This is a genomic window from Consotaella aegiceratis (assembly GCF_036541425.1).
Lineage (GTDB): Bacteria > Pseudomonadota > Alphaproteobacteria > Rhizobiales > Rhizobiaceae > Consotaella > Consotaella aegiceratis.
Window position 1 is genome coordinate 1 of record NZ_JAZHFT010000066.1, and the last position, 14,407, is coordinate 14,407.

The 14,407-nt window shown below is 65.5% G+C and carries 8 protein-coding genes and 1 pseudogene; all 9 read right to left on the bottom strand.

Going from position 1 to position 14,407, the window contains the following annotated elements; all coding sequences use genetic code 11:
* Window positions 1-104 (bottom strand): annotated as a pseudogene (locus SMD10_RS23485) (IS200/IS605 family transposase); the annotation flags it as partial.
* A 160-nt stretch (window positions 105-264) separates the two neighbouring features.
* Window positions 265-6,087, bottom strand: coding sequence for a 2-oxoacid:acceptor oxidoreductase family protein (locus tag SMD10_RS23490; RefSeq protein WP_331688177.1), 5,823 nt, complete (start codon window positions 6,085-6,087; stop codon window positions 265-267).
* 306 nt (window positions 6,088-6,393) lie between these two features.
* Window positions 6,394-6,591: a 4Fe-4S binding protein gene (locus SMD10_RS23495; RefSeq protein WP_331688178.1), complete on the bottom strand. Its 198-nt coding sequence runs from the start codon at window positions 6,589-6,591 to the stop codon at window positions 6,394-6,396.
* 65 nt (window positions 6,592-6,656) lie between these two features.
* Window positions 6,657-7,778 carry a hydrogenase large subunit gene (locus tag SMD10_RS23500; RefSeq protein ID WP_331688179.1) on the bottom strand — a complete coding sequence of 374 codons (1,122 nt, stop codon included), beginning with the start codon at window positions 7,776-7,778 and terminating at the stop codon, window positions 6,657-6,659.
* Window positions 7,775-8,392: an NADH-quinone oxidoreductase subunit C gene (locus tag SMD10_RS23505; RefSeq protein ID WP_331688180.1), complete on the bottom strand. Its 618-nt coding sequence runs from the start codon at window positions 8,390-8,392 to the stop codon at window positions 7,775-7,777. Before SMD10_RS23505 ends, SMD10_RS23500 begins: the two co-directional genes overlap by 4 nt.
* A complete protein-coding gene (locus SMD10_RS23510; RefSeq protein WP_331688181.1) occupies window positions 8,389-8,892 on the bottom strand; it encodes a 4Fe-4S binding protein in 504 nt (167 codons plus the stop codon). Before SMD10_RS23510 ends, SMD10_RS23505 begins: the two co-directional genes overlap by 4 nt.
* A gap of 13 nt (window positions 8,893-8,905) precedes the next feature.
* A complete protein-coding gene (locus tag SMD10_RS23515; protein ID WP_331688182.1) occupies window positions 8,906-9,346 on the bottom strand; it encodes an NADH-quinone oxidoreductase subunit B family protein in 441 nt (146 codons plus the stop codon).
* Window positions 9,347-9,358: 12 nt separating this feature from the next.
* Window positions 9,359-10,312: a respiratory chain complex I subunit 1 family protein gene (locus SMD10_RS23520; RefSeq protein ID WP_331688183.1), complete on the bottom strand. Its 954-nt coding sequence runs from the start codon at window positions 10,310-10,312 to the stop codon at window positions 9,359-9,361.
* A gap of 6 nt (window positions 10,313-10,318) precedes the next feature.
* Window positions 10,319-14,122: a proton-conducting transporter transmembrane domain-containing protein gene (locus SMD10_RS23525; RefSeq protein WP_331688184.1), complete on the bottom strand. Its 3,804-nt coding sequence runs from the start codon at window positions 14,120-14,122 to the stop codon at window positions 10,319-10,321.
* Window positions 14,123-14,407 lie beyond the last annotated feature (285 nt).

Here is a 14,407-nt window from a genome sequence, read left to right on the forward strand (position 1 = left end):
TCACGGCGCAACTCTCCATAAAGCCTTTTCATTCGGTATTTACTTGCAAATACGAGGTGATATTTGCAGTCCCACGTCGAGTGGGATAGATGGTTATCGTCCACTATGACCTCCGTTCTTGCCCACTTCGTGGCTCAAGCACGGAGGTTTCTTTTATACGGTGTCGAACCCATCTGCTCCTCCACCAGAGGTGGAGGTTTTTTTCGATGAAAAAAAGAAGGGCGGCCACCAGGACCGCCCTCCAGCTTCTCGGCGCAGCGAGGCCTATTCGGCCGCGACCGCCTTCTGTTCGTACTGCTGCTTGAGATCGTCGACCTCCTTGCGATGCTTCGCATCGAGCCGCTCGATCTCCTGGCCGGCGAGCGCCTGCAGAAGCCGCCACACGTCACGCCGTTCCCTGGTCAGCTCGACCATCGGCGCGCTGACCGGCAGACGGACCAGCTTGCGGCCCTTGACCTGCCAGATGAACGGCACCTTGCCGTCCCGCTCCTCGGGCGGCAGGTCGATATACTCCTCGACTAGGACGCCCTCCACGTCGTCCGCCAGTGGCTTGGCCCGGAACTGCTTCTTGAAGCGGCCCTCGGCCACGGCGAAGTGCGCCGGGGTCAGAACGTACTCCAGTTCCTGGGTCTCGCCGTTCTCGTCGTCGTATTCGAGCACTTCCGTCGTCCAATCCAGTTCGGAGTCGGGATTGCCCTTGAGCGAGAACCGCTCGGCCAGGGTCGAGCCGGCCTCCGGATCGTGGACGAACAGCGGAGCCATGCGGGTGCGAACCGCGAGCTTGGCGCGCTCGGCCGAGATCGCGTCGCCGATGCCGTTTTCGGCCTGGCACCCGGCATAGACGTCGAACAGCACCGGCGAGCTGGTCCGCGACAGGCCCGCCAGCACGTTCGACAGGAAGTGGCCCTGCATGGCGGCCGTGGTCTGCACCACCATCACCTTGGGATGGAAGGCGGCGATGAGACCGAGCTCCTTGCGGGACTCCGACTTGCCGGGATGGGCGTTGCCGTAGCGTGCCAGATCGGCGTCCTGGCCGGTGAAGCTCGCCGTCGAGGCCTGGCCACCCGTGTTGGAATAGCCACCGGTGTTGAGCACCAGAACCTTGACCGGCGTCCGCGTCGCCAGGAGACGCGACAGCGCACCGAAGCCGATGTCGTAGGTCGCGCCATCGCCACCGATCGAGAAGACCATCGGCAGGCGCGACAGCTCCTCCTCGGTGAAGTCTTCCCAGCTCAGCGTCTTCAACGCCTTGTCGTGGACGGCCGGATCGTAGGCGTCGTCCAGTTCGAGCTGGGCGACGCGCCGCGCCCTGGCCGCTTCGACCGCATCGGCCGCCACGCCCTCGAACAAGCCCTTGGCCAGCGCCGGGGTGTCCTGGAACAGGCTGTTGATCCAGGGATCGCGGTACTGGGTGAAGGGGAAGGTCGAGGAGTAGACCGAAGAGCAGCCGGTGGCATTGGCCACGATCGCAGCGGCCGGACCCTGCCCCGTTGGTCCGCTTTCCAGCCGATAGAGCTCGCGCTCCAAGGTCGCCATGGCGCCCTCGATGCGGGCACGACGGCCGTCGTCCGGGCCGATCGTCGCCAGCTTGTCGGCCAGCTGCGACAGCAGCTCTTCGACTTCGCCGACCTCGGCCTTACGCTGCTTCTTGTGCAGCGCGTGGCTCGCCGACGTCACAAGGCGAACGGCGGTCGCCTCGCCGCAGCCGCGGCAGGCGCCGTGACCGCCGGTCGTGGCATAGTAGTTGTCGCGGTCGAGAATGAGGCGCTTGGCGTTCGGACCGGTGAGCTGCTCGGTGAAGTGCGAGGGCGTGTTCGGCGTCTTCATCAAGAACTCGAAGCGCTCTTCGAGGGTCTCCAGAAGCTCGTCGTCCTGCGCCTGCTCGGCCAGAGCGTTGGCGCCGCACACCTCGACGCATTCCAGGCAGCCGCTGCACTTGGACGGGTCGAGACCCACCGAGAACAGGCCGCCCTGCCCCGGCTGCTTCTTCTCGATCTGATCGAAGAAGAGGCGCGACCGAGACACCGGGAAGTTGGCGAGAACCTTGGCCATGGCGTCGAAATCGGCGGCCAGGCTCGGATCGCGTTCGGCGATCGGAGCAGCCGCTGCGGCGAAGCGCACGTTGAACTCGCCACCGCTCGCATTCGCCTTGTAGTCCTCGCGGATCGCCTGGACGATCGCCGCCACATGCGGATCGATCACGGCCTGCCGATCCTCCGGCAGATAGGTGACCGCCGTCGAGACGAGGTCGCCGATCTCATGCACCGTGGAGGGCATCGCCGCATCCGGGCAGATCAGGGTGCAATCCAGGCACGCCGTGCACTTTTCGGCGTCGAACAGCGGTACGATGCGCCGGAACAGACCCTTCTGCTTGGAGGCGCCGCTGGACGGCGGCATGAACAGGCCCGCGCCGGGCAGCACCGGCGACTCGCCGATCGTCCCGTCGTTGAAGGGCTTGAGCATGGTCTCGTCGTAATAGGCGGGATCGAACAGCGCCGTCGGCGAGAAGGCGCCGGCGGTGTTGGTGAGCGAAGCGACGGAGTCCGCGATCTTGTGGACCTTGAGGCCCGACCCGCCGCTGGCCGCCAGGAACTCCGGATCCTCGTAGGGCACCAGCTTGGTGGCCTCGAGACCCTCCTGGATCACCGCCATGTTGCCGGCGACGACGGCGTCGCCCTTGTTGCCGAACTTCTTGGTGATCTGCTGCCGGATCTTTTCCAGCATGGCCGACTGCTCGGCACCCGCCGTGATGCGCTCGACCGACCCGCAGAGCGCGCCGATGAAGGCGATGCCCATCATGCGGGTTTCGAGTTCCACCGACGGGGCATTGCGCCGCGCCACCGCGAAGGCGTCGATCACGTAGAACTTCACCCTGCGGTCACGGATCGTCTGGCGCGCGCGAGCCGGCAGCGACCGCCACACCTCGAGCGGCGAGAGGTTCGACTGCATGATGAAGGTGCCGCCCTCGACCAGGCCCTTCAGCGGATCGGTATGCGAGAAGACCTTGTGGTCCGGCGAGATCACGATCTCGACGTCCTCGATCTCCGCGTTGGTGATCTTGATCGGCTCGGGGCTGAGGGTGATGTAGTAGTTGGTCGGCGCGCCGCTCTTTTCAGAGCCGTATTTCGGCGCGGCCTTGGAGTTGAGGCCGAGCACGCCGGCGAGGATGTCGGTCAACAGCTTGCCGGTAGCGATGGTGCCGTAGCCGCCCACCGAATGGAAGCGGATGCGGAAGGCATCGTCGGGCAGGAGCATCGGGTTGGCCCCCGCCTCCAGCGCCATGAACTCGGTCTGCGGATAGGCCGCCTTCAGCTTGGCCTGCACCTCGGCCATCGCCGGGGTCGGGTTCTTCCAATAGAACTGCGAGCCGAGATAGACGAAGGCGGAGCCCAACTCGCGGTCCATGTTGTCGAACGCCGCGATCAGGTGGCGCGACTGCAGATCATGGCCGCCGAGACCGAAGATCGCGGTGGTCATCCTGGGCAGCGCGTCGATCGCCGGAATGCCGATATGGCGAATGCCGTCGGCGTTGGCGCGGGCCTTGAACAGGGCGCCGGTGACGAACGAGGTGAGCGCCGTGACGTCGGAGCGTTCCAGCACCGTAATCGCCCGCTTGCCGGCCAGCGCCTCAATCAGCTCGGCTTCCGGGAACGGCTGCAGCAGCTTGACCGAAATCGAGCCGACCTTGCGGCCCTGGCTGCGCAGATAGTCGACGACGGCCTCCACGTCCTCGGTCACCGAGCCGAGCCCGATCATCACCGTCTCGGCGTCTTCGCAGCGATAGCACTTGAGCGGGGTATAGGTCCGCCCGGTCAGCGCCGAGTATTCGGCCATGGCCTGGCGCGCCAGCGCCGGGACGTCGGCGGCGAAGTGCGACAGATGATCGACCGCGCCGGCCTGGAAGTCCGGCTGGTTCTGCACGCCGCCGGTCAGGCCCGGATTGTCGACGTCGACGAGCGCGGGGACGAGCTGACGCGTGCCCTTCTCCCAGGCGTTGAGCCACTGGCGCCGCCATTGGCCGCGCAGGTTTTCCGGCACGTTGCCGAGCGTTTCGGGCAGCAGCGCGCCGGCGGCGTCCTTCTCGATCGCCTCGGCGTTCGCCTGGAGGTAGGTCTCGATGGCGCCGCGCGCCTCGTCGCCGAGTTCGCTGCGATGACGCAGCAGCCAGTGGCGAAGCTGGCTGACGCGCCCCTTGGCGCCGAACAGGATTTCCTGGGCGACGGTCGGAGCCTCGATGCGGCTCTGCGGATCGCCGAGATATTCCTTCAAGAGCTCGGGCTCGGGCAGATACGCCTCGCTCATCATGTGGCTGGTGGCGAAGCCGTCCATGCAGTTGGCGACCGGCACCAGCGACATCGCCGCCGTGCGGTAGGAGATCGCCGCGAGGTCCGCCGCCTCTTCCGGGTTCGAGCCGAACATGACGGTGTAGCCCGAGGGCAGCAGGGCATAGACGTCGTCATGGCCGGCCATGACGTTCAGCGAATGCTTGGAGACGACGCGCGCCGCCACCTGCAGCACGAAGCCGCCGACCTTCTTGCCGACCGTCACGTAGTGCGATTCCAGGCCGTAGAGGATGCCCTGGCTCGACGAGGCATTGGAGACGTACTTGCCGCCCGTCAGCGCCGCGCCGAGGGCGCCCGACTGCGCCGAATGCTCGCCTTCCGGCTCGTAGAAGAAGGGGTGCTTGCCCCAGACGTTCATCCCGCCCGCGGCGCGATAAAGCTCGAAGGTCTCGCTGATTTCCGTCGAGGGGGTGATCGGGTAGCCGATCACGCCGCCGCAGACCTGGCCCATCACATAGGCAACGGCGCCGTTGCCGTTGATCACTTCCGGATGCCCCGGATATTTCGCCTTCCGGCTGTCCGACGTCACAAAGTCGATCGTGTCCATGCGTGGATCTCCACCTTGTCTGTTCGAGGATGCCGTAGCGATGTCTTGCCCCTCGCCCCGATGGCGGCGAACGGAACCTCGGTCATTGTGAAATCCTTCCCGCTGCCCCACCGCCTGCGGCGGCTTGGACGGGAAGAAAGGCGAATGCGGCGTGCCGATCTGCGACGTGACCGCTTGGAGGATGGCTTCTGCCTTGGCGAGCCGGTCTTTGATGCCGCTCGTCGCGCGGGGATCGCCGTCGAATCTGGAAAACATCGGCGCGAACCGCTCCGTCAGGGAGACCTGACGCTCGCCTTCGATGAGCTTCTCGGCGAGATAGAGGACGGCCCCCTCGTCGAGGGTCGTTCCGTCGAAGCTGCGGCCCAGATGATGGTCGACCACGAGATCGGCCACTTCGGGAAAACCGAAGATCCGCAACAAGCCCGAGCCGACGTCGGCGTGGCGCGCATGGCCCTTGCCGATATCGTGCAGCAACGCGGCCGAACGGATCAGGTCGATGTCGAGCGGGATACCGGCGGCGACCAGCCGTTCGGCGAGCATGGTGGCGAAATCCGCCACCATCCGGCAGTGTCGGCAGACCGGCTCGTCGAGATCGGCGGCGACCAGCATCGCCTCGCATTCCGCATCGTCGGGCGCATGGTGATGCGCCAGCACGTCGAGCAGGTCTTGCGCCGGAGCGTCCGCCAGAACGCAACCATGATCGAAGACCGCGACCTGCCCGGCCTCGGGCTGGTAGCGCTCGAGCATCATGTCCAGGCCGCCGTCGTCGAGCGCGCTGTCGATGGTGCCGAACAGCGCGCGGTCGAGGAACAGCGGATACCCGCGCAGGCCCCGAAAGGTCGGATGAACCACCGGAGCCGCGGTCTCGAGCGCCTGGCGCAGCACCCGGTCGACCGTCATCGGGCGCAATAGCGGCAAATTGCCGGGCAGCACCAGGCATCCATCGAGCAACGGCGACAGAGCGCCAAGGGCGCAGCGCACTTGGCCGGCTTCCGACATGTCGTCCGTCGCCAGATCGGCGACGCCCAGATCGTTGAGCGTCTGCGCCATGCGCTGGTCTTGACGGCGATAGACGCCGAAGATCCGCGTCAGCCCCGCATCGCGCAGAGCCTCCACCGTCAGTTCCAGAACCGTCTTCCCGCCGACTGGAAGCAGAAGGTCGAAGGCGGCGCGATCGGCCGCCCCGCCCGCAGCCATGACAACCGCAGCGACTCCGCTCTTGAAATCGGACAGGGAACCGCAGCACATGCCAGTTCACCTCGTGGATTGCGACAAAGCCTGTGCCCGCCTTCGGCCAAACCAGCGCGGGCACTCTCTCACCTAGCCGTCAAGGCCGCCTTCGACGAAGTCGGGCGGCGATGGCCGATCCTGAAGTTCACCCGCAGGAACCACGGTTCGCGGCAGGATCGCTCGACGCTCGATGTCTCGAGCGCCGAAATGGGCGTCCGGACCGGCCTATACCCGTTGCCGGGCTCGACCGGCCGGACGCCCGGGCCGACCCGGTCAGGCGGCAGCCGGAATGCAGCTGCCGGCCGGGCACACTTCCTCGCACTGCGGCGAGTCAGCCTGTCCCTCGCACTCGGTGCACTTGTCGGGATTGATCTTGTAGACCGCGCCCTTGTGGGAAATCGCCTCGTTCGGGCAGGTCTCCTCGCATTCACCACAGGCGGTGCAAGTATCCATGTCGATTTTGTAAGACATCCGTCTCTCCTAGGTTCAGGCTTGACTCGGAGCCGTCGTCCCGACGACCCAAACTCGAGGCACCGTCAGCGTTCCGTGCAGGAAATGCAGGGGTCGATGCTGTTTACAATAATTGCAATGTCGGCGACCTTGGCATTGCGCAACATCAATCCCAGCGCGTCCCAGTTCATGAAGGTCGGAACCCGCCATTTCAGCCGCTCCGGCTGATCCGTGTCGTTGGTCTTGAGGTAGTAGATCAGCTCGCCGCGCGGCGCCTCGCACTTGGAGACGGCGCGGCCCGGCGGGATCGTCAGCTTGGTGCCGAGGTTGATCGGGCCGTCCGGCAGGTCATCGAGGCACTGGCGCACGATGGCGATCGAGTTCTGCGCCTCCAGCAGCCGGACCATGGCACGGGACCAGACGTCGCCATCTTCGAGAACCTTCACCTCGACCGGCATGCGTTCGTAGATGTGATAGGGCGCCTCGCGCCGGACGTCGTAGTCGACGCCGCTGCCCCGCGCGACCGGCCCCACCACGCCGCAGGCGATGGCGTCCTCCTTCTCCAGCACGCCGATCCCCTTGGTCCGGCGCATGATCGAGGCGTTGGTGCGGAACGTCTTGACGAGGTCGGCGACATCCGGCTCGATCCTGGCGAGGCCCGAGCGCAGGATGTCGATCGTCTCCTCGTCCAGGTCGTAGCGCACGCCGCCAATGCACATGGCGCCGAGATCCATGCGGTTGCCGAAGACACCTTCCTTGATGTCCTGGGCGATCTCTCGGATCTGCATGATGTGCATGAACATCGACTCGTAGCCGACGAGGTGCGTCAAGATCGCGACGTTGAAGAGGTGCGAGGCCAGGCGCTTCACCTCGCCGGCGACGACGCGCAGATACTGCGCCCGTTCCGGAACCGTCAGCTCCGCGATGGTTTCCGCCGCCATCGCGAAGGTCTCGGGATGGCTGTTGGAGCACAGCGAGCAGATGCGTTCGGTCAGGACGATGTTCTGGTTGATCGAGCGCTTGGTCGCCAGATACTCGATGCCGCGATGCACGTGGCCGGCGTTGATCTGGACGTTGTTGACCGTTTCGCCCTTCACGTCGATGCGGAAGTACATCGGCTCTTCGAGCGCGACGTGCAGCGGCCCGACGGGGATCGTGAAGCTGCCGTTGCCGCCGGCCTTGTTGCCGGGGACCGTGACCGAGCTCATGATTCTCCTCCCTTCGTGATCTTGGCGGCATCCATGACCTTCTCCCAAAGCGCCGTGGTGCTCGTGGCATTGGTCAGCGTGGAGAAGGGAATGAGCCGCTCCATGACGGCCGGTTCGATCGACTTGTCGAGGAACAGCCGCCGCGGATCGGGATGATTGTCGATCCGCAGGTTGTAGGTCTCCATGATCTCCCGCTCCGGCCAGTCGGCGGTGCGGAAGAGCGACGTCAGCGAGTCGATGGACGAGCCTTGCGGCGCATAGACCACGAGGGTCAGCGTGTCGCCGAGAAGGTCGAAGTGATAGGTGATCTCGTAGGCGGTGCCGTCCATCGGCGTGCCGCCGAAGGTCATCGGAACCGGCTTGGCCTCGGCCTCGCCTTCCGCCTCGTCTTCGTCGTCCACCTCGGGCGGCGGCGGCGTCTGCGATCCGGTGATCAGCGACAGACGCGCGCCGAGCCGGGCCAGCGTTTCGCCGACCGACTTGAGCTCGTCCTTGCTGGCCAGTTCGCACCACGCATAGGTGACGCCATGGGGATCGGTGTCCGAGGAATAGTTGATCCCACTCGGCGCCGCGGTCTGAAGCCGCGCTTCGATGTCTTCGGGATAGTGGCTCATGCCTTTGCCTTCCTGGACCTCATGAACTTGCCCCGGCACTTGGGGCAGAGCGATTTGACGTGCTCGAACTCCTCCGGCGTCAGCGGTGGCTTGGCCGAGCCGGCGGCCGGCGCCGTGGCCAGACCCTTGCCCCCGCATTCGGTGCAGACCTGGAACGGGATCAGCCCATGCTCGACCATCCGGTACTTGTCTTCCTGGCGGTGCGCCAAATGCCAGTCGCCGGTCTGATGGATCGAACCGGTCGGGCAATGGAACTCGCAGTTACCGCAGAACACGCAAGTATCGTGCCAGCAGTCGAAGGTCATGCCTTCTTCGGTTCGCTCCATCTTGATCGCGCCGGCCGGGCAGACGCGTTCGCAGATGCGGCATCCCTCGCAGGTGGGCGCATCGAACTCGATCCTGCCGCGGAACCGCTTGGCCGTCGGCGCGGGGGCGAAGGGAAACGCCTCCGTGTACGGCCCCTGGCGCAGGTTGCGGACAAAAAGACTGAGGAAGTTCATAGAGTTACCTCTTTCACATCCGCTCGCGCCAGATCTCCACGGCCTGGGCGATCCCCTCGATGATCGCCGAGGGCCGCGGCGGACAGCCGGGCACGTTCACATCCACGGGGAAGTACTGGTCGATGGGGGCGCAGACCGCGTAGCTCTCGCGGAAGATGCCGCCCGAGATCGGGCAGACGCCAACCGCCACCGTCACCTTCGGATCCGGCACTTCGTCGAAAACCCGACGCGCCGCGTCGAGAACCCTTCGCGTCAAGGGTCCGGAAATCAACACAATGTCGGCATGGCGAGGGCTGCCGCAATATTGGCAGCCGAGCCGTTCCACGTCGTAGCGCGGGATCAGCGCCGTGGTCGCCATCTCCACGTCGCAGCCGTTGCAGGAGCCGGCGTTGATCCGATAGATCCACGGCGACTTGGTGGCGATGGTCTTCAGCTTTTCGACAATGAGGCTCATCGCTGTGTCTCCTCAGATCACGACGACCGCAAGGCTGGCGGCTGCAAGCAGCAGCGGCCAACGCAGGAAGAACACGAAGGCTTGGTCGATGCGCATGCGGCCCATGGAGATGCGCACCACCGTGACGCCGGTGATCATCAGGATCAGCATTTCCACCAGCCAGCCGGCGAGCGCCGGAATGCCGTCGAGCGGCAGCGGCAGGAAGAGTGCGACGTCGAGCCCCAGCACGACCACCGCCTTCAACGCCGACATCACCTTGAACAGGCCCAGCGCCGGCCCGGAGTACTCGAGCAATGGTCCTTCCAGCACTTCGGTCTCCGCTTCCGGAATATCGAACGGCACGATGCCGAGATTGGCCGGATAGAAGAAGCCGAAGGCGACGATCGCCGGCCACATGACGGGATCGAACAGGAACATGCCGTGGGTGCGCTGGTATTCGACGATCTCGGTCAGGGAGAACGTCACCCATTGACCCTGCGCCATGCCGGTGCGCACCGCCACCGCCGCCACGATCAGCACCAGCGGCGCCTCGTAGGCCATCATCAGCGCCATCTCGCGGGAAAAGCCTATGGCGCCGTAAGGCGAGCTGGAGGATGAGCCGGCGATCATCAGCACCACCGCCGGGATCAGCAGCAGGTAGAGCAGCACCAGCAGGTTTCCGAGCGCCGGAGCCGGCGAGTAGACGCCGGAGATCGGCACCAGAGCAGCGGCCACCAGCATCGAGATGACGCCGATCAGCGGCGCCCCCAGGAACACCGCTTCATGCGCCGTGGTCGGCACCATGGTGCGCTTGAAGGCGAGCTTCACGAGATCGAAGAAGGGCTGGCGCAGCGGCGGTCCGACGCGGCCCTGCAGGCGGGCGGCGACGCGCCGGTCCGCTCCCTTGAGCCCCAGTCCCAGGGCGAGCGCGAAGAGCCCGCCCGGGAAGAGGAACACTGCGACGAGGATGGCAATTTGGCTGGACATGATCGTTCACCGCCCCTCGGACTTCTTTGACGGGATCAGCTTCGGGAGGAGAGCCCGGCGAATCAGGCTGTCCGGAGATTCGTAGAGGCTGAAGGCGCCCACGCGGGTCGATGCCGGCGTCAGATCCTCCTCGCCCACGCCGCTGGTGTGGATCGGCGTCTTGACGACACCCGCCTGACGGCCGAGCCGCAGCCACGGGATGAGAATCAGGCCGAGCGCCAGCACCAGCACCGACATCAGGCCCGGGCTCCAGCCGCCGGTTCCCGGCAGCGGACCGGTCAGCGTCGCCTCGATCGGCACCATGCCGAGATCCGCCTGAATATGGGCGATCGGCACCAAGAGCAGGCCCGGCATCACGCCGACCACGACGCTGGCGACCGTCAGCACGAGCATCGGCACCAACATGGCGACCGGCGCCTCCTTGGCATGAGCCGCAGTCTCGCTCGGCGCTCCCAGGAAGGCCGCATGAGCGAACTTCATGATGGCGGCGAGCGTGAACAGGCTGGAGATCATCGCCATGGCGCCGAGCATCCAGTGACCCGACTGGAACGCCGCTTCGAACACCATCCACTTGGAGGCGAAGCCGTTGAGCGGCGGAATGCCGGCCAGCGACAGCCCGGCGAACAGGAACACGCCGAAGGTGATCGGCATCTTTCGTCCCAGGCCGCCCAGCTCGTCGAGCATGGTGGCATGGCTCTGGACCATGATCGCACCGGCGACCAGGAACAGCGCATCCTTGAGCAGCATGTGGTTGACGAAGTACATCAGGCCACCGGCGACGCCGAGCGTGGTGCCGAAGGACAGCGCCATCAGCACGTAGCCGAGCTGGCAGACGGTCGAGTAGATCAGCACCAGCTTGATGCCGTTCTGCAGTACCGCCATGGCGCCGGCATAGACGATGGTCACGCCGGCGATCACCGAGATCACTTCCATGAACAGCGGCTGACCCTCGATCGAACCGCCGAACTTGGTGAAGAACGCCGTGCCGCCGAACAGGACGAAGAACTTCAGGACACCCCACGGACCGGCCTTGAGTAGAACGGCCGAGATGTAGCCGGACACCGGGGTCGGCGCGAGCGCCGGGTGCATCTGATAGTCGATGCGCACCGGCAGCATGGCCGCCTTCATGACGAAGCCCAGGAAGATCAGAGCGACGCCCGGAGCCACCGTCAGGATCGGCAACGCGGCGAGCGCCGAGCCGATCTCGGCGAGCTGGAAGGTGCCCGCCTGTGCGGCCACCAGCGCGACGCCGAGGAACATGAAGGACGCGCCGACCGAGTTGAACAGGAAGTACTTGAAGCCTTCCCGACGCGCCGCGAACGTTTCCTCATGGACGATCGCCGCCCACAGCGCCCAGCTCGACATCAGTTCCCAGAAGGCGAAGAAGGTGAAGATGTCCTTGGCCGTGGTCATGCCGAGCAGGCCGGCGATCATCACCGTGAAGGCGGCGAAGAACCGGCCCTGGGCGTGGCTGTGCGCAAGATAGGCCGTGGTGTGCATCATGTTGAGCGCACCGACGCCGGCGATCAGCAGGGCGAAGCAGAAGGACAGCATGTCCATCTGGCCGCCGTCCACCAGCACGCCGCCCAGCGCCGCCACCAGGACGACCACCGCCAGGCGCCCGGCCCAAACCACCGACCGGCTGCCCACCAGGAGCACTGCGACAGCGCCCACCATGGCGATGCTGGCGGACACCGGCCACGCCGTGATCAGGCTCGGCAGAACCGCCGGATCGAGCCCGCTGCGGCCGGCAACCATCTCGCCGACCTGGCCGACGAGCGACAGCTGGAAGCTCGGATCGAGGCCGCCCAGCACGATCGCCGCGGCGAGCACGCCGATGGCGATCAGCATCGAGGCCGGGGCCTCGCGCACGCCGGGATTGCCCTTGTAGGGCTGGTAGAACAGCGTGGCCACGACGCGGGTGTAGTAGACCACGCCGATCAGGCCGCCGAGCAGCAGCACCGCCGCCACCAGGACGTGGCCGGAGCTCGCCGCCGCATAGATCATCAGGAACTTCGAGGTGAAGCCCGAGAACGGAGGCAGCCCCATGATGGCGAAGCTCGCCAGCGCGTAGGCGCCGGCGGTGATCGGCATAACCTTTCCGAGACCGGCGAAGTCGTCGATCCGCCGCAGGCCGGTGCGCAGGATGAAGGCGCCGGCCGCATAGAACAGCAAGGTCTTCATCACCGCATGGTTGGTGACGTGGAGCAGCGCGGCATCCGTCGCCAGCGCCGTGCCGATGCCGAGAATGGCGATGATTTCGCCGAGCTGGGCGAGCGACGAATAGGCCAGCATCCGCTTCAACTCGACCTGCATCAGGGCGCGGATCTCGCCATAGAGGACGCTGATGCAGCCCAGAACCACCATGACGTGGGTCAGGTCGAAGCTGCCGATGGAAAAGCTCGTCAGCGCGCCGACGCCGAAGACCACGTAGAGCACCTTCACCATCCCGAAGATGCCGGCCTTGGCGAGGATGCCCGACAGCGGTCCGGAGGCGGACGACGGCGCCTGCGGATAGGTGATCGGCAGCCACGAATGCAACGGCACCAGACCGGCCTTCACGGCGAAGCCGATGAAGAAGCAGATGGCCGTGACCAGGCCGGCCAGCGGCGTGATCTCGCCGATGCGTTCTGCGATCTCGGCAAACTCGAAGGTGTGCAGTTCCACATGCACCAGCAGAATGCCGTAGTGCATGAGATAGGCGCCGCCGGCGCACATCAGAAAGTACAGGAAGCCGGCCTTGAGCGCCTTCTGCGTCTGGTTGTGGATGACCAGGAAGTAGGAGCTCCAGGTCATCAGCTCCCAGAAGACGTAGAAATTGCCGAGCTCGTGCGCGGTGGTCAGCCCGAGCATCGAACCGATCATCAGGAAAACGAAGAAGTAATAGCGGTTCGACCATTCGGCGCGCGCCATGTAGCCGACCGAGTAGACGACCATGATGCAGGCGATGCCCGAGAAAAGCAGCGCGAACAGCCGCGAGGCCGGATCGAGCCCGTCCTGGAACACGACCATCGCGACGGTGGCGACCGCCAAGGCGATCGCCGCGCCATCGCGCAAACGCGGCTGAAAGCGGCCCAGCCCATAGATCATGAAGCCGCCGACATAGGGCACCAGCACCAGCCAGGCCCAGGGCGATTCGAACTCCGGAACGACGCCCGCCGCGGCGCCGGCCAAGTGCTCCGCCAGATGCTGGAAGGGATGCGGCCACAGGCTGACGGCGATCGTCGCCAACGCCAGGACGATCGCGGCCGGCAGAGCGACACGCGGTGCCGGCAGCAGCTCGACGCGGCGGGCCGGATGTTCGAAGCAGACCTTCTGGATGACCAGGAGATAGTAGGCCGCGGCGATGATCGAGGCGATGGTGCCGACCATGGCCATCACCCATTGGCCCTGCTCGATCGCGGCATAGAGGATGATGAACTTGGAGAAAGAGCCCTTGAACGGCGACAGCCCCATCACCGAGAACATGCCGAAGCCGAACAGCGTCGAGGCGAGCGGCATCCGATAGCCGCTGCCAGCCAGATCATCGAGGTTCGACGATTGCGTCCGCCGCATCAGGTACCAGCCGGAAACGACGACCAGCCCGCGCATCAGCACCTGATAGCCGATGTGCATGAAGGCGCCGGTATCGCCCGCCGCCCCTCCGAGCCCCAACCCCATCAGCACATAGCCGATCTCGGCGATCGTCGAGACGATGACGACACGCGTGAGGTTGGGAAGGCTGATGAGCGCTGCGATTTCGCCGAAGAGAAGAAAAATCGTTCCCAGCCAAGCCCAGGCCATGGGATCGTGCGTACTCGCCGTCAGCATTAGGGCTCTCCAGACATGCAATGCACCGTGGGCGGAATTACGCCTCGGTGTCAGCACTGTCTGTCGGATGGCCGACAGCCCTTTCCCTTCCGCCTGTCGGCTAGCCGACACAATGGCGGATTCCGCTGCGATATCTTCGGCTTGGCCGCCGATTCCAACAGGGCTCCGAACTCAAATGACATTGGGTGACGGGTTGCGCAGAGACTGATTCCATGGCGGCGGTTGATTCGAGGAGCCGCCGCCATGTCGCCTACTGCCGATGCCCTGGGCGCCAAGTCGCGTCTG